We start from the raw sequence: 25,199 nt of genomic DNA on the forward strand, positions 1-25,199 counted from the left end.
CGTGTTCGATTTTTTACTTTTTAAAAATATTTTTATAATATTGCTGAATAGTTACTTTACTGGAAATGTAAATTACGATGAGTACATTAAAATAACATCATCTGTAATTATTTATATTCAGGCTTTAAATAATAAATTAAATTTGCAGGAAATTATAAAGTATGACAGGAAATAGAATATCGAAATTGAATACTATTGAAGATGCGATAGCCGATTTCAGAAAAGGAAAGATTATAATTGTGGTTGACGACGAGAACCGCGAGAATGAAGGTGATTTTGTTTGTGCTGCGCAAACTATTACTTCTGAGACAATAAATTTCATGGCAAAATATGGGCGTGGGCTTATTTGTGCACCTATTACAGAACAACGTTGTAACGAGCTTGGACTAGATATGATGGTTGCAAAAAACACCTCTTCACATGAAACAGCATTCACTATATCTGTTGACCTGCTAGGTCATGGTTGCACTACAGGTATTTCTGCCAGCGACAGGGCAAAAACAATTAAAGCTTTGGCGAATCCCTCAACAAAGCCGGAAGAGCTTGGCCGACCAGGACATATTTTCCCTTTGAAAGCTAAAGATGGTGGAGTTTTACGCCGCACAGGCCACACAGAAGCGGTGGTTGATCTTGCAAAATTATCGGGACTATACCCGGCAGGCGCCCTGGTCGAAATAATGAATGACGACGGGACAATGGCACGCCTGCCCCAATTATTTATCATTGCTAAAAAGTTTAACTTGAAAATCATTTCCATTAAAGATTTAATTGCATACCGTGTCAAAAACGAAAGTCTTATTTCTAGAGAAGTTGTTGTGAATCTCCCAACCCAATGGGGTAATTTCGAGCTTTACGCATATCGTCAGATTACAAATAACAGAACTCATATTGCACTTGTTAAGGGAAGTTGGAATAAAGAGGAATCTGTACTTGTAAGAGTTCATAGTTCATGCGTTACCGGTGATATTTTCGGTTCATGCCGCTGTGACTGTGGCGCTCAATTGCATAAGGCCATGCAAATGATTGAAGAAGAAGGAAAAGGAGCTATAATATATATGCACCAGGAAGGACGAGGAATAGGCCTGCTAAACAAACTCAAAGCTTACCATTTGCAGGAAAAAGGAAAAGACACTGTTGAAGCGAACATAGCTCTTGGATTTAAAGCCGATGAACGGGATTATGGAATTGGGGCACAAATTTTACGTGATCTGAAAATTAAAAAATTACGTCTTATTACTAACAACCCTACTAAACGTGCAGGATTAACAGGTTATGGAATCAAAATCGTTGAGAATATTCCGATCATTATCAAACCGAATAAACACAATAAGAAATACCTCGAAACGAAAAAGAAAAAAATGGGACATAAATTGTAATTTTATTTACAATTGGTCATAAAATAAATAAATTTTTCAGAAAATCATTTGATTTTTTTCAGAAAAAATTCGTATAACGAATCGAATTCACGACGATAAAATATACCAACACCTTGTGTATATGCTGCACCTGTATTTAAAAGGTCTACTGTGTTCGATTTATTAAAACCTTTTAATCTTATACGATCTGTTAATTTATATTCCACATTAACATCACCAACAATGTTACTCGATTTTTGATTTCCGCCAGAAACAACATTACCATCAATAGTAAGCTTATCATTGAGAAGCTGTGTTGATAGTGCCACTTCAACCTGCTCTGAGGTTATTTCAGTACCGGGACGATAATTTATACCTATATCAAATTTATCGCTAATTTGAGAAAGCCAGTTGCTAAGTTGATTGGATAGAAGTTCAGTTGATGTTGTACTAAGCCCTTCATTTACATAACTGCTTATATTAGGATCGGAATTAGTAAACTTATTTAATATCAGTAATGAAAATACCTGGCGGTTCATTTCCTGTTCGGTGCTGGTTTTTCTTTTAACAAATGTTTTTACATTATCACTCGAATTCGGAAGTTCAATATCAAATGTAATGGTTGGATTGAATATCTTATCAGTCATTCCTAACATACAATTAACAGGTATTCTATTATTTACTTCTGAAGAATCAATGGAAAAATTATCTCCTTGTCCTAATAAATCTTTTAAAAAAGTCTTTACAGGATAAATCGCCGTAATATCAGCAGTTCCATCATAGGGGCTTCCGTTCCATTTTAGCGAAGAACCTTTCTGAATAATAAATTTTTTGTTTATCACATTCTGTAAAGTGAATAAATAATCCCCTTCTTCAATAATATAATCGCCATACATATTGAAATCGCCAAGTGTTGTGATTTCCATTCTCATACTTCCATTCCCTTTAGCTTTAATAATGTCGCCTATTTTAGAATCGAAGATTATTTGTAAATCCGCATCAGGTGTAACATCCAGGTCAAAGTTCAAGGTAATACCCGAGATGTCAATATTATCTTTTTTAACTTCATCGGTAAATATTTTTTTGTGAACGAAACGAATATAATCGTTTTCAGAAATTTCTTCATCACTGGTTATAGGAATATAAAAATGAGTACCTTTTTCAGTACGAGCTTTAATATCCATATTAATGTTGTTTACATCTCCTGTAATATTTATCAATCCAGTTGCCCAGGCTTTTCCATAAAACAAATTATTCATTGATGCATCGGTGTTCAGGCACTGCAATTTGTTTGGCTTGATTGCAATATCTAAATAAAAATGATTGAAGTTTTTATGAAAAATCTTACCATCACAGATAGCTGTATCATTAAAAGCATCACTAAGGACAAGGTGATCAAAAGAGAATGAATTTTTTGTAATTTTAACACTATCTGCAAAAGAATAAACTTCGTTCAGGTAATCTATTTTCATCCCCTTCATCATAAGAAAAATTCCTCCACTCAGTTCGGGCGAATTTGTAGCTCCTTTCAGCTTAAGGTTTCCCGAGGCATACCCTTTAAAACTAGAGCAAAAACCTTTTAAATACCGTTCGAGTAACCTGAGTTTAAAATTTGTCAGAGAAATATCAACATCGAAATTATCTTTTTCTCTTTCAGGATAGAATGCGCCTGATATAGATATAGGATTATTTGAACCGACAGTTCCTTCATATATTACATCAGCATTAACGAGAACTGCTTTATCATTATTATTCCAATTGGTTACCAATTCAATTTTCCCTAACTTATCCTTATTCACATAAAAATTATTGATCGTTATATTTGATATAACATTGGGCGCTTTAAAAATATTAGAAACATCAACAAATCCATTTAAGGAACCGTCGATATCAATACCTTTGGCATTTAATAACAGGTCCAACTCGGAAACATTAAAGTTTTCAAAATTTAAATGCAATATTTCAGAAGGATCCTCTGAAACGCTACCATCAATTTTTAACTTCTGAAATTTTGTTGAAAACACTAAATCCTGCACTGTAACTTTATTATTGTTGATAACAATATTATTTGAAGAATTCATAGTCCATGCGGTATCATTAACAACAATTTCCGATTCTATGAATTTCAGCTCCATCTTCGGTCGTTCAGCAAAAATAAAAGAGCCTTTAATATCTGCACTGTTTTTAATTTCATCACTATTGTTATCCCAAGTAAGATTATAACGAATACTATCATTTTCCATAACACTTTTCAAAGTAACATTATCAAGACCTACAGAATCAGACAAACCTATTTTCTGACAACCAATATTGATAATTATTTTTGAGTCTTTGGTTTTACCGCTAACAAAAAAATCTTTTATATTATAATTATTATAACGGCAAATAGCTGAAGTTAAATTCAGGTCCAGTAAACTCTGTGCAGTATTATATGTTCCTTTAATAATCGTATTTGGAGAAATATAAAGTTCCGGTATTAACAATTTGCATACAGGCAATGAATTTTTCATTTTAATAAAATATACAAAATTCTGTTCAGGAATTGAATCCACATTTTCTTTAATCCATGAGCTATACGAAGGAAGATATTCCTTCATAAATTTTAATGAAGATTTATATAGATTTTTAAACATAAAGTTCCCGGCAAAATCAGCATCGAAGTAATCTGATTTCACTTTTAATGTTTTATTTCCTGCGTTATCAGAAGTGTTTACGAAATAAAAATCATCAAGCGCATATTTTTCTCCTTTATAAGTATATAAAGTATTTTCTGCTTTAATTGTTCCTTGTATATTATCAATATTGTTTCCTTCAAATTCCAATTTCAGTTCAGTTGAAAGTGAAGAAAGCGAATCGCCCGATAATTCAAGAAAATGCAGTTTGGATAATTTCAGGTTATCAATTTTCGAATCTACATTAAATACAGGAAGTGCTCCACTATAATCAACCATTCCGGTAAAATCAAGTTTAACATTATCATCATTGACTTTCATATACCCGTTAAATTTTTTACGAGCAAGGTCGCCTTCAATTATAATATTTGTATAATGATAATTTCTGATATCAATAGCGCCAATAGTTCCATTAAGTTTTATTTCCGCAGTTTCAGCATCAAGACCTGAACCTTGAATATTTGTATTTAATGTTACATAACCTAACTCATCCTGGATATCAAGAATTTTCCCAAGGTTCAGGTTATTCGCATTTACGTTCCCGTCGTACTCAATCTGCCCTGAAGATTTATTTTTCCTTAATGTGATATCGGTTGAAACGCTTCCCTGCTGCGAATAAAAATCGCCGTATGCAACAAAATCATTGTAGAATCCTGTAAATGCACCTTTAAAGCCGATATTCCCAAGACGTACCATTTCGGCAGGAAGCTCTAAATGCTTCATTCCTGATGAGGAAGGAAGATTAAAGGAAGCAATATCCGTTTGGGTAGTATTGAATTTACTGATATTAAAATGCATATAGGAGCTATTAATATCAGGCAACCCGGATATATTTACATCACCATTAAAATATGTTCCTTTTCCAAAAATAAATTGAAACCTTTTTGCTTTGATATTCGAAACTTTTCCTTTTATCTCACCGGATATTCCCACAACATCATTCATTCCAAATAAATCCGGGGCAAAAAAAGCAAGATCATTGATACATAATTTCGATGGTTTTATCAAAGCATCCATTTGTACTTTATTAATAAAATCATTGAAATCATTATATTCATTGTATTTGAATTTTAAGTTAAGAGCCAGGTTCGATTTGGGTGTTATTATTTTTAAATTTTCTAAATCTATTCCTGAGGAACACAACAATGCATCTGCTGAAAGTTCTTTTAGAATAAAACCGCTACGATCATTAACGGACAGATTACGTATTGACATAGTAACCGTATCGCCACATAAATATAAATTATTGAAATTGGCATTTAAAGAAGAAATACTAAGGTTATCATAATCAATTCCATTTTTTAATGGGGATTTATTTTCATCCTGATATAAAAAAGTATTATTTATTAAGGTCAATGAACCTATTCTGATTTTCCATGCCTGCCCTTTTGTTGTTGTGGTATCATTAGAACTAAAATAATCCGCAATAAATTTAAAATTAAAATCTTTCTCGTTCTTATATCTTACCAATCGTATTTTCGCATTTTCCAAAACAATATTATCAATGCTTAAACCTTGTTCCGACAAATATATCTCATTTATATCAACGATCATAAATCCTGCATCAATAATAGGCTTGTGATGCAAATCATTAATTTTTACATCTTCCAGAATTACATCAAACAAAATATTTATATCAACACCTCCGACAGAAACTTCAGTATGCAGGTCTTCCGATAATGAAGCAGCAAATTTGTGAGCCAGGTAATTCTGTACAAAGCTCATTTGAAAGCAAGAATACATTACTCCCGGCAAAACAAGTATTACCAGTAAAAAGTAAAGCAATATTTTCAAAGTTTTTTTGATACCTTTGAAGTTTATTTATGATTACCGTTATTTTGCACTACCATGAGTATTTATATTTTAGGGATTGAATCATCATGTGATGATACTTCAGCAGCAGTACTTGACGAAACTCACCTTCTTTCCAATATAACAGCCAACCAGGATGTTCATAAAAAGTATGGCGGTGTAGTTCCCGAACTGGCTTCGCGCTCACACCAGGCAAACATCATACCCGTTGTTGATTCAGCCCTGAAACATGCAAATATAAGCAAAAATCAGCTTAATGCCATTGCATTTACAAATGGTCCGGGCCTGCTTGGTTCGCTGCTTGTAGGAGCTTCATTTGCAAAAGCCTTTGCCCTGGGACTAAATATTCCGCTTATCGAAATAGATCATATTCATGCACATATTCTTGCAAATTTCATTCAAACAAAAAATAAAAAAGACGTTCCGGAATTTCCTTTTTTATGCTTATTGGTCTCGGGCGGTCACACTATGATTGCAAAAGTTTCTGATTATTTTAAAATAGAAATTCTTGGACATACTATTGATGATGCAGCCGGCGAGGCATTTGACAAATCAGCAAAAATCCTCGGGCTTCCATACCCCGGCGGACCAATGATTGACAAATATGCAGTAACAGGCAACTCCGGTATGTACAAATTCCCTCATCCTGCAATTAAAGGATTGGATTATAGTTTCAGCGGATTAAAAACTTCCATTCTTTATTTCTTACGCGACCAAATGATTAAAGACAATTCATTTATTGAAAAAAACATAAACGACCTTTGCGCTTCTATTCAGAAAACCATTATTGATATCCTTTTAAAGAAACTTGAAAAAGCAGTTAAAGAAACGGGTATAAATGAAATTGCAATCGCCGGCGGTGTTTCAGCAAACACGGCACTTCGTGAAGCGATTATTAAAAGAAAGGAAACTCATCAATGGAAAATTCATATTCCTCCATTTGAATTTTGCACTGATAATGCTGCAATGATTGCCATTACTGGTTATTACAAATATGCAATTAATGAATTTTCTTCACAAAGAACATCGCCTTATTCAAGAATAAAAAAATAAAAATGATGTTTAATGATTACTTTTCTGTATAAATTATCTGCTTTGATATGGTCTTACCATAGCGGTCATATTGAAAATGGGCTATCTTATGTGCATTTTCAATTTTAAATTTCATTACTTCTATGACATTTCCATTCGGTCCATCGGGAAATGTACCGGTAAAAGGATTGGAGCCATTTAATAATGACACCAGTTCTCCTTCATATAATGCAGTTACAGTAAAATTGGTATTCACACCAGGTATACATTGCATATATTTAATCACTCCCACTTTAAAACAGCCTAATGGAATATTTTCTGTATAATAAATATTTTCATTGTTCACCGAATCATATACACAATTTGAATTGGCATCCAGGTCTAACTTTCCGCCGTTTGGAGATAACGTATCATGCCAGTATATTTCGAATCCACTAGGTTCAATTACATGCAAATCCAAATCATTGTGTTGGTCAAAGGAAAGGCTTATCTGTAATTTGCCGGGATGAGCCTCTTTCAGCTCAACTGGCAAATAATAAGGGCAACTGATATTTCCATTCAAATCTTCAAGACTAATCTTGATAATGAAATTATTTTCTTTTACTAACTGTGACAAAATAACAATAAGATCACAAGAATTATTTTGTGATTGTACCGGAACTCTAAAATAGCCATAGGTATCAACTACACCATAATATATATTGCACACATTATGATCAGCATCCTGGAAATTTATTTTTAGCTTATTACTGCCACCGGGTATCACGTATGAATTTCCTTGAACAAGAGTAATTTCAGGACAAGCAGATGTATTTATATGCTCTTCGGGAAACCATCCATTAATAAATGTGCCATTATAATTATTAAGATATTCAAATATTGTTTCTTCAGGTTGTGCCGGAGCCGGGTCCAACTGTAGATCGGAATCAATAACAGCAGCCTCTTTCTTACAGGAAAAAAGTAAAACCAAAAATACAAAAAGATATAAAGTTTTTTTCATCATATTTACTTTTTAAAATCTATATGCTATACCTGTACGTAAACTGAACGTTGAATATTTCTGGTTTATCGGATAAGTTTTATCAAACACCGAATTTAACATATACTGCATTGAAGGCTGAACAAATATGCTATAATGAGGAGATAAAAAATAACTTGCTCCCAACCTGATTATACCACTATAAATAATTTTATTAAAAGGTAATGTTTTTTCCGAAACTGTTGATATATCATAACTTTCAGCATTCATCATCCTTCCATTTACAGAAAGAGGTATTCCCAATGATACCCCACCAGAAATAGAAAACTGCATATTCCTAATTCCATAATGATAACCTGCAATTAACGGAACCTGAATGTAATTAATATGGTATAAACTATTCTTTTTTTCTTCTTTTTTTACTATGTTGGTAACAGGCTCCCAAGTGTAAGCTATTATTAATGTATCGAAGCTATTCCCTAATGAATCATTATAAACATGTATATATGAAGTATCGGAAAGCGCCCAGTCTAATGTATCAATCCCTATATACCTGAAATGATATTTAGAAAGACTTGTAACCTTTGAATAATTTAACCCTGTCTGAAAAAACCAGTGATGAAAATCAACTTTACCTTCCACTCCAATAGTATTCGAACATGAAGGTATCTCAGCTTTTTTCCTTATAGATATATCAATATTATTATCATTACTTTGACTGTTTTTCAGGTTTACCAATGAAATTTCGGGTGAATAAATAAATTCTAATGAAAAACTACCAACAGCTTTACTTTTATTTGTATATAAACCTTCTGAAAAATTCTGAAGTGGATTAGTATTTATTTTCTTCCCGTTTAAAAGTTCGCTTTCAATTTCAGTAAATGATAAAACATTCATTAAATTAATTTGGTTATTAACATATTCGGAAGAAGGTTCAGCAGAGTAAGGTAATGTCTGTTTTATAAATTCATTATTATTTAACTCAACAGGAGATTGAGTTGTTATAGTGTTTTCAGCTATTTCCGGTTGAGCTTTATTTTCTGTTTTGTTAATTAATGTATTATTTGAATTAACAATCGGTACAATGTTTCCATTTTGTATCGGAGTTTTAATATCTGAAGACTTATTTATCGACTTAATACCATTTTCAATTGGACTATTTATTATTAGTTGCGTAAAATCAACTTTACGTTTAACCGGATTACTAACTTCCTTAAAATTATTATTGTTTGAAAATGGATTAATCAAAACTAACATGGTTACTACAGCAGCAGGTAAAAAATATTTTATATAGGCTGATTTAACAAGGACTTTCCAGAAAACCGGTTTATTGAGCGATGCTTCTATACCAGCCCATATATCAGGATGTGGCTGGTGTTCGTTATTTTTAAGCATACGTTTTAATCGTGACATTGCCATATCCTCATCAAGACTTGAAGAAATATTATTCCATACATCCTGCTTTGGAGTATGTTGAGGCAACATTGCAATCAATTGTTTAATAATATGATCAAATTTATCTATATTCATTTTAATACATAAGGTCTTTTAATAAATTTCTTAAATGTTTTTTAGCATAAAACAATTGTGATTTTGATGTACCTTCTGAAATATTAAGCATTTCAGCAACTTCCTTATGTGTATAACCTTCTACTTCTATTAATAAAAATACTGTTCTGTATCCTGTAGGAAGCGACAAAATAGTTTTTTCAATATATTCATTTGTCAGCGTGCAACTATTTTGAACCGGTAAATTCATTGCTCTGTCATCAATTTCTTCTTTAAAAACATTTTTTTTTAGTTTTCGTAAAGCAGTCCTTATTACAATTGTTTTTATCCATGCACCAATAGTAGATTCCTTTCTGAATGTTTTCAGATCCTTAAAAACTTGAATAAATGCTTCCTGTAAAGAGTCGTTGGCTTCTTCCTCATCTTTTAATATTCTATATGCAATAGAATACATGGCATTACAATATTTGTAATACAACTTCTTTTGACACTTCCTGTCATTTTTCAAACAACCCTCAAGAAGCTCAATCTCTGTTTCTCTTTCCAGAAACATAAAAACACCTGGTATTTGTTAATAATGTGTACACTATTTTTTAAAAGGTTGTATACAACAACCCCATTAATTTTAATAAAAATTATTTATACGTTGACAAACTATTATTTTAACAAATCATACTTATAAACCAATATGTATATAGTGTATAAGTAAGTAAAATTACAGTTTATTTATAAAAAAGTCAAATAAACTGTAATACCGATTGTATATATGTTATCAACATAACCATTGTAAAATTTAAAATACCCTTTAGGCTATATAAAATTTAACAATTGGTATAATTGCATAGTTTTCAATTTTTAAGAATAAGTATTGCATCAGGTAGTATATAAATATTATTAATTGATAGTATATTTTATTTTTTTTGTCATATATTTGCTTTGAATTTATTTATTATATATTTTATGATTGAATCGTTTCCTGATCCTAAAGAAAATAAAATCAATTCATGGACTGCAATTTATATAGCGCCTGATGGAAAGAGATATAATGGAGAGCTTACCATTACAAATAAAAGAATAATTTATGGTGCCGATTTTGATGATTCATTTTCCAAACTTGTGGAAGAAAGTTTATATCAAAAAATCGGGGATTCGGATTGCCTGACTATTCCCAAAAACCGTATTGTAAACGCTGATGTAAGGAAAAGTTTTATAAAAAAACAAATTATCATAACCCTTAATAATAACCAAACGCATACATTCGATTATGGTATGCTGAACATTGATGATATTGTAGATGCAATAAACTTATAAAAAAATAAAACGGTTATAACCTGCCGGATAAACAGTTCTGCTTTTTACATCGTAATGAAAATATTTCAAGACTTTTTCGCCTGAATAATTGATATGAATATATTTATTAAGAAAATAATCATATAAATAAGCTGCACTCAAAGCGCCCATTTCAGAAGCCATATCATAAACTTCATTCACAATAATATAATTCTTCTTATAAATATATTTTACCTCGCCAAAAATATCAGAATGAAAATATCCGTTCACCATTTCGGAAATTTGATCTTTACAAAATAAAACCTGCGCTGTATCCTGATCACCGTTTACTTCTGTTACTTCAATCCATAAATTCAAACTAACTGCATTCAAATTAAAATCTTCAGAATAAACCGTGGTATCAATAGTTTCAGATACAGAATAAGGAATATAAAATTCATCCATTTCAATTTGAACTATTTTCACGATATAAGAATTCTTTCCAAGATTTATGAACGCATTCATATTATCATCGCTAAATACCTTAAAAGGCTTATTTTTCATTGCATCCATCATGTTTGTTTGCAATAAATCTACGATTGATTTTGATTTTATTTTATTCAGAAATGAACTTTCGGAAATGCTCTTTTCTTCAGTACCGGATATTCCCAGGGAGTCGTTTGCCACTTTTTGATTTTGTAAAATAATAACAATATTATCCGGTTTAAGAAAAAGAATGTTTGTTGAATCAGCTGATTTAATAAACGAATGAGCTAACTTCCTTTCCTGCGAACATGAAAAGAAAATAATTACTATGAAAATATAAAGAGATATTTTTTTTAAAAAGAAATATTTTTTAAAAAGGGAACACATTATTCTTTATTTTGAACTTTACGATTCTCGAGCATTTTCGAGGTAAATCGTTTTCCAAAATCAATGCATTTTTCATAATCTTTTTCATGCAAAGTGAATTTTACAGGAAAATCTTCTTCAAAAAGATTCAATTTTAAATTGACCAGGTTATCATGGATTATTTTTACAGCTTCACCACTCCATCCATAGGAACCAAATACAGCAGCAAGTTTTCCAATATCCCTTATCGGGTTTATTACAGCAAACATTTGGTAAATCTGTAATAAAGTATTTTTATTTATGGTAGGCGAACCTACAATGATACCGGAGCTTTTAGCAATGTATGAATCAATATTGCTGATATTTTCTTTTTCAAGATCAGATAAAACCACATCCACATCACCTGCAAGCTTTACACCTTCTGCAATTTTATATGCAATGGTTTTTGAATTCCCATAAGCTGAAAGATAAGGAATAAAAACACGTGGCTTATCAATCAACGACAATGCCTGCTTTGAATATTTTTCAGAAAGATCGACATATTTTTTCCAGTTTTTGCGTAACACCGGACCATGCCCCGTGCAAATAGCGGCAATTTCAAGCGGGCGTATCTTTTCAATCGCCTTAAGGAAAAATTTACTAAAAGGCTTTAGAATAACATCAAAATAATAAGTGAAGGCCTTATCAAAATCACCGGTTAAATCATCAAAGATATTTTCGTCGCAATAATGAGAACCAAAAGAATCGCATGTAAATAAAATCTTATCTTCTTCAAGGTATGCATATGTTGAATCGGGCCAATGTAAATTTGCTGCTCCAATAAAGCGGATTTTTTTATTTCCCAAATCAAGCACATAGCCATCTTTAGCAACAATATGCGGAAATTCATAACCCAATAAATCGGTTAAATACCTTATGGTATTGCCGCTTCCAACCACCCTGGCCTTTGGTGCAACTTTTAATAAATTCCCAACATTACCTGAATGATCCGGTTCGGTATGATTGCAAATGATGTATTCAATTTCTTCAGGATTGGTAATAGTTTTCAGCTTTGCAAGATAAACATCCCAATATTTTTCTTTTGTAGTTTCAACAACTGCTTTTTTCTGTGCATTGATGAAATAGGAATTATATGTAGTACCAAATTCCGTTTCCATAACAATATCAAATGTTCTTAAATCAGGATCAAGAACACCAACCCATTTTACATCGTTAGTAACATCAACGATTTTATTATCATTTATCATATAGGGAATTTTAAAATGATTTTAAAAATCAAGTTTCATCTGTACCTCATCATCATCGCTATCCTTTGGCGGAGCAATAAATTTCTTTTTGTCAGGTATTTTCTGTTCGTTATTTTCGTTTTCAACAATATCAGGTTCTGTTGATTCCGTTTCCGGTTCAGAAATCATATTTTCCGATTCCGGTTCAGTTATCTCATCTTCAGGAACGGCAATGGGTTCAAGGGGTGTGATAAGGTCAACAAGATAATCCGTTAAACGTTTTCCTTTGGCTTTATAACTTTTAACACCTATGAATTCGGCAAGATTAATCACATCATTATCGCGGTGTTTATTCTTAACCGGCGTATACATTACTTCTACGCGAGGCAACTTATCGGTAAATACAAATAAAAGTCTTGATTCAGGATGTTCCCCGATAATATTTTCTCTTTTGGTATTGGCATCCACATCAAAACGTTTCACATAATATTTCTGCAATTCCCCATCCCACAATATAATTGAGACTATAACATTTGGTTTGTACTTTTCAATAATCATCATGTCCTCATCAAAATGAGTAGACAGGTCAAATCCTGATAATTTTAATTCGCCAGATGACATGATGGTAAGAATTTTATCATCACCGCTGAAAGCGCCCAAATATTTTCCTCGTTTTTCGGTATTCAAACGCATTACTGTATCATCATACCAGATATCCAGATCGCCAAGTGTTGAAACGCCTTCGCCTTTTAACACGATTTTACGTACACTATGACGTGTAACAATATTGCCAATAGAATTTCTTCCTTTAATTGCAAGAGTGCTGAAGTCGACATCAAAATTAATCTTTTTCAATTTTGGTTTGGGCCTGAGATGAACAGTAACAACTTCGGCTTCACCATTCGGATTAGCGCTAAAATAAAGGACTTTCGAACCTTTTGTTCCGCGTGTAAGGTCGTATTCCTTATCGCGCGTAACACCTGTTACAGCAAAACGTTTCATCATGATATTTCCCCGTGGACCATCCTGGTAAATCATATTGTAAATGGTACGGTCATCATTTTTGAAAAATGTATTAATATAAATTATGTCGTTGCCGACAAATATCTTATCGGCAATTTTGGTAATAAGCAAGCTCCCATCACCTTTGAAAACAATAATATCATCAATATCGCTGCAATCACAAATATATTCGTCTTTCTTTAAAGATGTGCCGGCAAACCCTTCTTCCCTGTTCACGTACAGTTTCTGATTTGTGGCCACAACCCTTACCGCTTCGATCGTATCAAAATTTCTTATTTCCGTTTTACGAGCTCTTCCATCGCCATATTTTTCTTTTATACGATTAAAAAAAGCTATTGCATACTCAATAATATTATCAAGGTTATAATCGACTTTGGTCATTTCGCTTTCCAGCGATTTTATTATATCATTAGCTTTAGAAACATCGAATTTAGATATTCTTTTAATTTTAATTTCAGTAAGTCTTATAATATCATCGTTAGTAATTACCCGGTAAAATTTTTTCTTATATGGCTCAAGTCCTTTATCAATAGCCTTTAAAACAGCTTCCCATGTTTTACATTCCTCAATATCGCGATAGATCTTTTTCTCAATAAATATTTTTTCCAGGTTTGAGTATAACAGATCCTCCATTAATTCCTTCTTCCTGATCTCTAATTCCTGGCGAAGCAGGTTAACTGTGTTATCAGTACTTACATCAAGAATTTCCTTTACTCCCATAAAACGTGGTCTGTCATTTTCAATCACACAACAGTTGGGAGATATTGAAATTTCACAATCAGTGAAAGCATATAATGCATCTATAGTTTGATCGGGCGACACTCCGGTGGCAAGATGAATAATAATTTCAACATTTTCGGCAGTGTTGTCTTCAATTTTTTTAATTTTTATTTTCCCTTTATCATTCGCTGCAACAATACTATCAATAAGACCGGTAGTAGTAGTACCAAAAGGAATTTCATTAATAACAAGGCTTTTTTTATCAAGTTGATTTATTTTAGCCCTTACTCTTATCTTTCCTCCACGAAGTCCATCGTTGTATTTTGAAACATCAATATATCCCCCGGTTGGGAAATCAGGATATAATTCTGATTCCTGTCCATTAAGAAGATTTATAGATGCATCAATTAATTCGATAAAGTTATGAGGAAGGATTTTTGAAGCAAGTCCAACAGCGATTCCTTCAACCCCCTGGTGTAAAAGCAACGGGAACTTTACCGGCAGTGTAATAGGTTCTTTATTTCTTCCATCGTACGAAAGTTTCCATCGAGTAGTTTTCGGATTGAATACTACTTCAAGTGCAAACTTGGTCAGGCGTGCTTCAATATAACGTGGAGCAGCAGCAGAATCGCCTGTATGGATATTTCCCCAGTTTCCCTGGGTATCAATAAGCAAATCCTTTTGTCCCATCTGTACCAGAGCATCACCAATGGAAGCATCACCATGAGGATGGTATTTCATGGTGTGCCCTATAATATTAGCCACCTTGTTGTACCGTCCATCATCCAAATCTTTCATGGAGTGAAGTATCCTGCGCTGTACAGGTTTCAATCCATCGAACAGGTCGGGTACCGCTCTTTCAAGGATAACATAAGAGGCGTAATCGAGAAACCAGTTTTGATACATCCCTGAAAGCTGAACGGTTTGCTTTAATTCACTTAGTTCGCCTTCTTCCCCAGATTCTTCTATCTCATTATTTTTATTAATATCATCGATGTCGCTCATCTTTCACAAAATAATCAATTTCACTTTTATTCTATCTTCCTGAGAAAAATATTATTCTTATTTCTTACCAGTCTATCACTCTCTCAGGTAATGCAAACTTACTAAATAATTTTAATTATAAAAAATCTACCATATAAAAGCTTCGCTCTCATCAAACCATTTGCCCTGCACTTTTAAAGTTTGTTCAATAACATCGCGTACGCATCCTTCACCACCTTTAAATGCCGAAATAAATTCAGCAACTGATTTGATCTCCTCTGATGCATCAGCAGGACAAGCCGACAAACCGGCTTCTTTCATCAAAAGATAATCAGGAATATCATCACCCATGAACAATATTTCATTTTTAGATAATTTATTTTCTTTTATATAATTATGATAGATTTCCAATTTGTTACCAACGCCCATAAACACATCTTTAACCATAAGGACTTTAAACCTTTTATTCACACCTTCGGCCCTTCCACCGGAAATAATCACAACACGAAATCCCATTTTCAGGGCATATTGCATAGCATAACCGTCACGCACATAGCCTGTACGTACAGCATCTCCATCATTTAAAAGATAGACTTTCCCATCTGTCATCACACCATCGTAATCAAAAATAAATGTGGTAATATATTTTAATTTTTCTTTATAGTTAGGCATTTTGTGAATGAATGATTGATTGATTTATTGAATTATTTTTTTTGAGTCGTTGTATACCGACAGAAAAGAGTTTTGCAAAAATATTTTTTGTTTTCTGTACGGCATAACTCGTTCTAAACAGTTTTACTTTTGCAAACCTGATAAGAACGAGTATAAATCATGTTGCTTATTATTTTATACAGCTCACGCAAATTTTTATCATCCAGCATTTCCATGTGTTTCTCCATAACCTGTTTGTCGCCACGCACAGCAGGGCCGGTCTGCATTTCAGAAGGTTTGTAAGATAACACCTTCGATGCCGTTTCAAGAATAAGAGGCTTGAGAATATCAAATGAAATTTTTTTATTCTTTAAAATCTTCTCCGCCGAAATATACATATAGTTTGTAAAATTACATACAAACACTGCTGCCAAATGAATCATGCGGCGCTTCTCCGAGTTCATCACCCTTACATTGGAAGATAGTTTTTTTGCGATATTTATTAAAAGTATTTCATCATCTTTATTCAATGCTTCAATACAAAAAGGTACTTGCTTCAAATCAACTTTTTTATTTTTCGAGAATGTTTGCAGTGGATATAAAACACCAATTCTATCTGATGTTCCTTTTAAAACTTTCATATCATGAAATCCTGATGTATGAACAACAAGCTTATCTTTTACATGAAGTTGTTTTACTATACCGGGCAATGCATTATCGGAAACAGAAATTATGTACAAATCTGCATCAGGGATTATATCGGAAATTTTATTTACCGAATCCGCATTTATTTTTGATGCCAGTATGGATGATGATATTTTAGTGCGACTATATACCTGAACAATTTTAATTTTTTTTTGGACAAAATTCACTGCAAGTTGTGAAGCAACATTTCCGGCACCAATAAAAACTATTTTACTTAACTTATGCATTATATTTTTTTTTCTTTCTTCCTGAATAATATATTAAAATTAATTTATAAACTAAAACTAATATTCAATGTATAGCTTTCAGGAAACCTCATCATCACTTTCAATAGGTGTACGGAATTTTCGCCGTTTGATAATACTAAACAAAAATCCTGTCAGCATTATGATTCCACCAATCCAAAGAATTTTTATATACGGGAAAATTATTGACCTGATTATAATTATATCACGACCGCTATACTTATCTGTTGAATTTCCGCTTCCTGTGCTTAGCGCATTTTTACCGATCTCTGTATACAAAATATGGGTAAAGATATCTTTATCAAAAAAATGCTTTGTGTCGGGTATATAAACATTTCCCCTGCTATTTATAGAAACCACCGAAGGTTTGATATAAAACTTATCAGTAAAACTTCCATCATTATTTTTTTTATAAAACCTGATTGTATAAAATGTTTCATTCTTCACACTTTCGTAACCAATATATTTTAAAAAATATGGACCAGCAGGAAGCAGCGTATCCTTTGGTAAAAGCATGTTTTCAGCAACATCAAAACTATTTCCAATATCAACAGGCAAAATATTTTTTGATATTGTTTTGCTTTGTGAAAACGCCATAATGATCCCAAAAATAAAAAGTCCTAATCCTAAATGGCCTATTAATGAAGGATAATTTCTCGAATACCTGTAAAACCTCACGATCATATCAAGCGATGAAAATATTACAAGAAAAGCGACCCAGGCAAGCATCAAAATTCTAAAATCATTTACCCCTGAAAAAACAAATAATAAAACAGTAAGTACCAAACTTATAATAAGTGAAAGGAACATCTTTCGGATAAATACCGCGAAAAAGTTTTTCCCATACGACAAAAATTGGGTAATAGAAAGCGAGAGCAAAATAAAAATCGTGAATGGGATTTGCCATGCATTATAATACGCTTCTCTCTTTAGCGGAACAGAAATTCCTGTATCAAATATTTTATTTATCAAAGGTATTGATGTGGAAAAAATAATTTGAAAAGTTGAAAGAATCAAAATAAAACAACCAATAAAAATCCAAAACTCTTTTGAAAGAAATGTTTCATTTTCATTTTTAGGAAATTTATTATAATTAAAGAACAATAAAATAAACGACATCAAAAAGAATACAATGATATATATTGCAAAATGCCATGTCATTCCTGTTTCGCCAAATGCATGAGCCGAGGTACTCCCTAAAATACCACTGCGTGTAAGGAAGCTTGAATACAATACAAAAACATAAGAAAGGAAAGTAAGAATAAATGCAGGGAAAAGTGATTGTTTGTTAGCAATGGAGGCAATAACCAGATGCAATGAAATAACCATTGCAAGCCATGGAACCAATGATGAATTTTCAACAGGGTCCCACGACCAGAACCCACCAAATGTTAGGTCTTCATAAGCCCATGCTCCACCCATTAACAACCCAATACCTAAAGCCAGTATTCCAAACGACATCCAGGGAATTACCGGTCGTAACCAATCGGTGTAACGTATTTTCCATAATGCAGCAATAGCATATGAAAAAGGAACAAGTAAGGAAGCAAATCCTAAAAATAAAACCGGCGGATGAGCAGTCATCCAGAAATTTTGTAACAAAGGATTCAATCCATTACCTGCTGTAACACTGCTTACATATTCTGTATTATTTAATACGGGACCTAATATATCTTTATATGCGCTGCTTATAAGTATAAACGGGTTACTGCCTATTTTCATTCCGGCAATATTAATTCCCAGTATTGTTGCATTTAAAAAAAGTTGGGAAATAATAAATACAATCATAACCGGTCGTTCGAAATAACCGGCTCTGCGCATTAACAATACACCAATAAACCCCTGCCAAAACAACCACAATAAAAAACTGCCTTCCGGTCCTGCCCACAAACTTGAAATCAAATATCCCAATGACAGATCTGGTGAAGTATGTTCCCATACATATTTATATTCCATGTGATGAGCAATAAGCATATACCATAATAAGCCCATAGCAGAAATGACAGTAAATAAATGTATGCGAAACCAATGCCTTCCATAAAAACGCCAGCTACGAAAATTGATGAGCTGTTCGCGACAAGAAAAAAAATAACATACCAATGCAGCCAGCAACGAAATAAATGAAGCCACTATCAGTATTTGTCCGGTAAAACCTAAAGCTATATGCTCTCCAGCATTATTCATAAGGCTACAAACTTAATGAAAATTCATTAAATTTTAAGAATAAAGTATCCGGGAAGATTAATGGGTTGTGGTTTTTTTCTTTTACCCTAACCCCATCCCTTCTCCTTAATCCACCACTGCGGAGGGAAGGGCGTTGACTTCGCGTTGTACTGCTGATAAAAGTGAAGTAACTTTAAATTTTGCTTTAGTTTCCTCATTACGTTCGGAAAGACAAAAAACAAAATACTTTATGTTTTATTTGTCTTGTTGAGCGAAGCGAAGCAACTGTAAATCTTTTTTAAAAAGTTTAATTACTTTTGAAAAAAATAATATAAATGCGGAATATCCTAAAAAATAATTTATATGATATATTATTGGTAATTCTAATAATCATTTTCATTATTATAAAAATACCATATCTTTCACTTCCCTATTATTGGGATGAAGCATGGGTTTACGGTCCTGCCCTCCGCATAATGGAAGTAAATAAATTAAGTTTAATGCCCGATGCATTACCTGTTTATTATTCACGCGGACATCCGTTACTGTTTCATTTTTCGGGAGCATTATGGCTTCGTATTTTCGGAACATCGCTTTTAGCAAGTCATTTATTTGCTTTATTTATTTCTGTTTGTCTTATTATCTCGGTATATGTTTTTTGCAGTAAACTTTTTTCAAAACAGGCTGGAATTATTGCCGCTCTGATACTTTTTCTGCAACCTATATTTCTGGCACAATCGGTACTGGTTTTACCCGAAGTTATGCTTTCATTATTCTCGCTGCTCTCCATCTTTTTCTTCATAAAAGAAAAATGGTTTTGTTACATCATCTTTACAACATGCGCACTATTCACAAAAGAAACAGGAATTGTTGCACTGGCGACATCAGGAATATGGTTAATTACCGACACATTTATAATCAACAGAAAAAATATTCCTTTTAAAGTTTTTTTTAAACGTTCCGCAATAATTGCTATTCCATTAATAATTATTTCTGCATTTTTCATTTACCAGAAAAAAATAAATGGATGGTATTTTTTTCCTGAACATGTAAATTATCTGTTAAATGACAATCGCAGCTTTTTAAATAAATTAGAATCATACTCGGCTTACCAGTTTATTTATTGGGGACGAAATGTTCTATCTTCGCTGATAATCATTTCTCTTTTCTTTTATTTTTATTTTAAAAAACACACGTATAATAAAGCAAATAAGCCAATATCATTACTTGCTATTTTTATCATTTTATTTCTTATTACCATCTCATTAAATTTTTACAGCGACCGTTACACTATGTGTATGATGGCTCCATTTGCTATTATCACGGCTTTTCTATTGAACGAAGTTATAAAAAAGAAAATCTTTCTTTATATTACAATTGCTGCATTTTCGATAATTCAAATAACTATTCATATACCAAAGCGAACAAGCAGTGATCATAATCTGGGTTATGCTGATGCAGTAAAAACACATCAGCAAATGGTGAGTTATTGCATTGAAAATAATTTCAGGGATAAAAAAATATTTACTCATTTCCTTATGCTGAACAACCTGGAAAATCCATACTGTGGCTATCTCAGCAATGATCAAAAGTTTTCTGATGTGTCTTCAACACTTGACAGCAATACAGCAATCTGTATCTTTTCAAATATGGAAGGTAAAGAAGATTATGAAAAAATAAAAGCAGAAGGAAAATTCATTCTTAAAAAAAGATTTGAATCATGTAAAGCATGGTCGGAAATTTATGAAAAGTAAAAACAGAAAAACAAGTTATTTATTTTTTTCTTTTTTCTTCTCTTTCTCTTTTATTTTAGGATGTTTGCGCACATCTACCAATTGATAATCCTCGTAACGGTATATATTTAAAAAGGCATTTTGAATTCCATCCTTTTTATTTTCTCTAACAAACTTAAATCCTGTTTGCAAATAATTTTCAGAAGGTATTTTATCCAGGCATTTTCCGAAGTTTGTTCCGAACTGCATAAGTGCTTTCAGAAAATATGCAGTAACATCAAAACCTAAAAAAGCATATTTATCGGGTTCTGTTTTATATGCTTCCCTATATGCCTTTACAAATTGAATCACCTGTTCATCCTGGTAATCAATAAATGTAGAAGAGAACATATGAAGATACATTTGCATGAAATATTCTGTTTCAATCTGGTCGTAGTTTTTCCAACTTGGCAAACCAAAAACAATCATTTTATTATCATTGGCAACCGTACTCATGCCGCGTACATAATTGGTAAGGAAAACCTCCCCGCTTGATAATGTAACAACAACATTGGTATCATTAGCTTTAAAGTTCTTGGTAATCCCACTGATCCCTGATTTGGAGTATACCACTTCCCTGAATGAACTATCTTTTACCCCGGTTTTCTTTTCTTCAGCATGTATTGCATTTTTCAAAATAGCTACATATTCTTTTTCGCTATCCTTATTATTGTGCACAACAATAACAGGCATTCCCGGATATCGTCCAACGATATAAGATGCAAGTTGTTTAAGTTGCATTTTAACAGGAATATTTGCATTGATCAAATAGGGATTATTGTATAATAAACTGTCATTTGTTGAAACCGGGTCGACAACATATACTTTATTCTTCCTGGAAAAATCAGAAACAACTTTTAAACTTTTTTCAAAGAAAGGACCTATTATCAAATGTATTTTCTGGAATTCGGGTTTTTCAAGGAGTTTCTTAGTTGCTAATGAATCATTCTGCACATCATACACATATACCTTAACATTCAACCCCGATTTTTTTAATGAATCGATAGCCATAAGTGCGCCTTCATAAAACTGAACAAATGAAAACGATTTATAATCATCAACACTTTTTTCTTTAATATCAGGATCGTCAATATCTATCTCAGAAACATAATCGAGATAAAAAGGAATCATTAAAGCGATATTATAAGAGTTCAGCAATTTTGATTTATCACAATCCAGCTTATCATCATTATCTGTTTTTATTGTATCCTGTTTTTGTGTTTGTGCTGTTGTATTATGGTTTGCAGTATTGGTATTCGTAACAGCAGTATTGTTATCAGCAACAGTTGTAGCTTTAGTAGCTTTAGCAGTTTTACCGGATGGAATTTTTAGTACCTGATCAGGTACAATTTTTTCGCTTAAGCCCGGGTTGGCTTTTTTGATTTCATTAACCGTTACAGAATATTTTTTTGCAATACCATATAATGTTTCTCCTTGTTTAACAGTATGAGTAATATTTTCCTTTACAACCTTTACTGTATCCTTTGGTATTGTATCTACCCGAGTAGTTATTTGCTGAGCTGAATTTTGATTAACAGGGATTCTTAGTTTCTGGGTAGGTTTTATTTTCTTTTTTGCATATGGATTATCGGCAACAATTTGTTCAGAAGTAACTCCATAAGCTTTCGCGATTTTCCACACCGACTCACCTTTTGCAACAGTATGTATGTAATAATCTTTCCCATTAATTTTCTCAATAACCGTAGATATTTTCACCTGGGCGAAAATAGTCGTATTCAGCAGTAATCCAAAAACAATAAAAAGATAACGGAGTTTCATTTCAAAAATATTTTATCAATATTTCAAGAATGGCAAAGATAATAAAAACATATTCTTCAAATAACTTATAGAATGAAAACTTGAATGATGAATATATTAAACTCGTATATAGGTTATACTCATTCATATCAGGTTTGCAAAGGCAAAACTGTTTAGAACGAGTTATACCGTACAGAAAACAAAAAATATTTTTGCAAAACTCTTTTCTGTCGGTATAACATTATTCCTCTATATTATTCCCATTCAATAGTAGCAGGTGGTTTTGAGCTGATATCATACACAACCCTGTTAATACCTTTAACTTTATTACTAATCTTATTCGATACTTCAGCAAGAAAATCATATGGTAAATGTACCCAATCGGCAGTCATACCATCGGTTGAAGTTACAGCCCTTAAAGCAAGTACATATTCATAAGTGCGCTCGTCACCCATCACTCCTACCGAACGTACCGGCAGCAATATCGCAGCCGCCTGCCATACTTTATCATATAATTTATGTTCATGCAATGCATTAATATAAATATCATCAGCATCCTGCAGTATTCTTATTTTATCTTCAGTTATTTCACCGAGAATACGTATTCCCAAACCAGGTCCCGGGAATGGATGTCTTTTAAGAATGGTATCACTAATTCCCAATGCCTTTCCTACTTTGCGGACTTCGTCTTTAAATAAAGTATTCAACGGCTCCACAACTTTTAATTTCATATAATCGGGCAAACCACCAACATTATGATGAGATTTGATGGTAGCTGAAGGTCCTTTAACAGAGCGCGATTCAATAACATCGGGATAAATGGTTCCCTGTGCCAGCCATTTTACATCTTTTACCTTATGTGATTGTTCGTCAAAAACATCAATGAATGTTTTTCCAATGGCTTTTCTTTTGCCTTCAGGATCAGAAACACCATGCAATGCTTTGTAAAAATATTCTTTTGCATCGACACCGGTAACGTTTAATCCTAAATCTTTGTAGGAATGCAAAACATTCTGAAATTCATTTTTCCGTAACAATCCGTTATCGACAAAAATGCAATAAAGATTTTTTCCAATTGCTTTATGTAACAATACTGCTGCAACAGTAGAATCAACGCCACCTGAAAGCCCGAGAATCACTTTATCATTTCCTAATTTATTTTTTAAATCTTTTACGGTAGCTTCGATAAATGAATCGGGTGTCCATGACTGTGAACATTTACAGATATCAACAATAAAGTTTTTCAATAAAGTCATACCTTCAGTAGTATGATATACTTCAGGATGAAATTGTATCCCGAATGTTTTTTCATTTTCAATTTGGAAACCGGCAACGCGTACATCTTTTGTTGCAGCAATTATTTTTGCACCAGCAGGTTGTTTGGCAATCGTGTCGCCATGCGACATCCACACCTGGCAGCCGACAGTCATATTTTTTACCAGCGAATTTGATAGATCTATTTCTGTAAGACTTGCTCTTCCATATTCGCGAATTTTTGAAGGAAGCACTTCTCCCCCGAAATTTTGCGAAAGCAATTGTGCCCCGTAACAAAGCCCGAGTAAAGGTAATTTCCCTTTTATTCCCGATAAATCAGGATGCGGTGAATTTTTATCCCTTACAGAAAAAGGACTGCCCGAAAGAATAACTCCTTTAATTTCATTATTTATTTCAGGTATTTTATTAAATGGATGTATTTCACAATACACGTTCAGTTCACGAACTCGGCGTGCTATAAGCTGAGTATACTGCGAACCGAAATCTAAGATCAAAATGGTTTCCTGCATGTGGCAAAATTAGAATTTTGATAATTAATGCAAACAAATAATAATGACAAATAATTAACAATGCTGTTCATAAAAAATTTTATCAGAAGATATCAAGAATAGTAATTTTCTTTCCGTTAAATTCAAATACATCATTTTTCATTTTCCCTGATAATACCTTGCAAAGAGGAACATTAACAGATATGGCATAAAATATATCTTTATTAAAATTAATTTTTCCTAAACCTATTGATATAAATAATTTTTGTTCTGAAGTGATCACAACAGAGCCAAAACCAACTTTATCATTCACATTATCTATTTCAATTTTTTCGAGGGCATGGTATTCACCCAATGCTTTAGCCAGCATTTGACCATACATATCCTTTCGGCGAAGAAGCTGCATTCTGTATGAATCATAGCGATCCTTTGGTTGCCCATATTCATTGGCACTTTGTTGTGCCTCGCTCATGGTGTTGCGAAGATTATCAAGAACCTTTTGCTGTTGTTTCTTACATTCATCCAACAACTGTACTTTTATTTTCAGCTTATCCATGCTCCATATCTTTAAACAGGGCAAATATACACAGACAAAATGATAAAAAATAAAATCTTAAATCGTGTTACATTAAAGTATTATTCATAATTAAAAATAATTGGAGTTTCCTCAAAAATTTCAAACAGGGAACAAAGAAAGCTGAAAATCGTC

General features: G+C 32.7%; 17 protein-coding genes. 4 read left to right on the forward strand and 13 right to left on the reverse strand.

The features are described 5' to 3' along the window. The first annotated feature begins 161 nt into the window (after positions 1 to 161). Positions 162 to 1,376 (forward strand): bifunctional 3,4-dihydroxy-2-butanone-4-phosphate synthase/GTP cyclohydrolase II, encoded by a 1,215-nt coding sequence (locus tag PKK00_12925; GenBank protein ID HNW99305.1) that lies wholly within the window; start codon positions 162 to 164, stop codon positions 1,374 to 1,376. Between the two features lie 44 nt (positions 1,377 to 1,420). On the opposite strand, the gene PKK00_12930 is transcribed toward PKK00_12925, so the two are convergent. Further along, on the reverse strand, positions 1,421 to 5,821 hold the full coding sequence (locus PKK00_12930; GenBank protein ID HNW99306.1) for a translocation/assembly module TamB domain-containing protein: 4,401 nt from the start codon (positions 5,819 to 5,821) through the stop codon (positions 1,421 to 1,423). A gap of 54 nt (positions 5,822 to 5,875) precedes the next feature. Here PKK00_12930 and tsaD point away from each other — a divergent pair, with 54 nt between their 5' ends. Further along, the gene (tsaD, locus tag PKK00_12935) at positions 5,876 to 6,892 is read left to right on the forward strand and encodes a tRNA (adenosine(37)-N6)-threonylcarbamoyltransferase complex transferase subunit TsaD (protein ID HNW99307.1); all 1,017 of its coding nucleotides are present in this window, start codon (positions 5,876 to 5,878) and stop codon (positions 6,890 to 6,892) included. A 16-nt stretch (positions 6,893 to 6,908) separates the two neighbouring features. Here tsaD and PKK00_12940 read toward each other — a convergent pair whose 3' ends face one another. From PKK00_12940 to PKK00_12950, 3 genes are read right to left on the reverse strand one after another with little or no spacing between them, the layout of a single operon-like run. Next, on the reverse strand, positions 6,909 to 7,871 hold the full coding sequence (locus PKK00_12940) for a hypothetical protein (protein HNW99308.1): 963 nt from the start codon (positions 7,869 to 7,871) through the stop codon (positions 6,909 to 6,911). Between the two features lie 12 nt (positions 7,872 to 7,883). After that, on the reverse strand, positions 7,884 to 9,380 hold the full coding sequence (locus tag PKK00_12945; GenBank protein HNW99309.1) for a hypothetical protein: 1,497 nt from the start codon (positions 9,378 to 9,380) through the stop codon (positions 7,884 to 7,886). A gap of 1 nt (position 9,381) precedes the next feature. Further along, positions 9,382 to 9,912: an RNA polymerase sigma factor gene (locus PKK00_12950; GenBank protein HNW99310.1), complete on the reverse strand. Its 531-nt coding sequence runs from the start codon at positions 9,910 to 9,912 to the stop codon at positions 9,382 to 9,384. A gap of 407 nt (positions 9,913 to 10,319) precedes the next feature. On the opposite strand from PKK00_12950, the gene PKK00_12955 reads away from it, so the two are divergent. Next, a complete protein-coding gene (locus PKK00_12955; protein ID HNW99311.1) occupies positions 10,320 to 10,670 on the forward strand; it encodes a hypothetical protein in 351 nt (116 codons plus the stop codon). On the opposite strand, the gene PKK00_12960 is transcribed toward PKK00_12955, so the two are convergent. The 6 genes from PKK00_12960 to ccsA form a co-directional block, all read right to left on the reverse strand. After that, entirely contained in the window at positions 10,665 to 11,501 is an 837-nt protein-coding gene (locus tag PKK00_12960) for a hypothetical protein (protein HNW99312.1), read from the reverse strand. The genes PKK00_12955 and PKK00_12960 overlap by 6 nt on opposite strands. Further along, entirely contained in the window at positions 11,501 to 12,727 is a 1,227-nt protein-coding gene (locus PKK00_12965; protein ID HNW99313.1) for an FprA family A-type flavoprotein, read from the reverse strand. The genes PKK00_12960 and PKK00_12965 overlap by 1 nt, the downstream gene beginning before the upstream one ends. A 21-nt stretch (positions 12,728 to 12,748) precedes the next feature. Continuing rightward, positions 12,749 to 15,454, reverse strand: a complete 2,706-nt coding sequence (locus PKK00_12970) for a DNA gyrase/topoisomerase IV subunit A (protein ID HNW99314.1) — start codon at positions 15,452 to 15,454, stop codon at positions 12,749 to 12,751. 126 nt (positions 15,455 to 15,580) lie between these two features. Continuing rightward, positions 15,581 to 16,105, reverse strand: a complete 525-nt coding sequence (locus PKK00_12975; protein ID HNW99315.1) for an HAD hydrolase family protein — start codon at positions 16,103 to 16,105, stop codon at positions 15,581 to 15,583. 113 nt (positions 16,106 to 16,218) lie between these two features. Next, complete coding sequence (locus PKK00_12980) at positions 16,219 to 17,016, reverse strand: DUF2520 domain-containing protein (protein HNW99316.1); 798 nt, start codon at positions 17,014 to 17,016, stop codon at positions 16,219 to 16,221. A 78-nt stretch (positions 17,017 to 17,094) separates the two neighbouring features. Then, entirely contained in the window at positions 17,095 to 19,218 is a 2,124-nt protein-coding gene (gene ccsA / locus PKK00_12985; protein HNW99317.1) for a cytochrome c biogenesis protein CcsA, read from the reverse strand. A 314-nt stretch (positions 19,219 to 19,532) separates the two neighbouring features. Here ccsA and PKK00_12990 point away from each other — a divergent pair, with 314 nt between their 5' ends. After that, positions 19,533 to 20,951: a glycosyltransferase family 39 protein gene (locus PKK00_12990; GenBank protein HNW99318.1), complete on the forward strand. Its 1,419-nt coding sequence runs from the start codon at positions 19,533 to 19,535 to the stop codon at positions 20,949 to 20,951. Between the two features lie 15 nt (positions 20,952 to 20,966). On the opposite strand, the gene PKK00_12995 is transcribed toward PKK00_12990, so the two are convergent. The 3 genes from PKK00_12995 to PKK00_13005 all read right to left on the reverse strand — a co-directional run bounded on the left by PKK00_12995 (position 20,967) and on the right by PKK00_13005 (position 25,046). Further along, positions 20,967 to 22,748 (reverse strand): LysM peptidoglycan-binding domain-containing protein, encoded by a 1,782-nt coding sequence (locus PKK00_12995; protein ID HNW99319.1) that lies wholly within the window; start codon positions 22,746 to 22,748, stop codon positions 20,967 to 20,969. Between the two features lie 233 nt (positions 22,749 to 22,981). Next, entirely contained in the window at positions 22,982 to 24,511 is a 1,530-nt protein-coding gene (guaA, locus tag PKK00_13000; GenBank protein HNW99320.1) for a glutamine-hydrolyzing GMP synthase, read from the reverse strand. Positions 24,512 to 24,593: 82 nt separating this feature from the next. After that, entirely contained in the window at positions 24,594 to 25,046 is a 453-nt protein-coding gene (locus PKK00_13005; GenBank protein ID HNW99321.1) for a hypothetical protein, read from the reverse strand. Positions 25,047 to 25,199 lie beyond the last annotated feature (153 nt).

The organism is Bacteroidales bacterium, assembly GCA_035353855.1.
Classification (GTDB): Bacteria; Bacteroidota; Bacteroidia; order Bacteroidales; family CG2-30-32-10; genus DAOQAK01.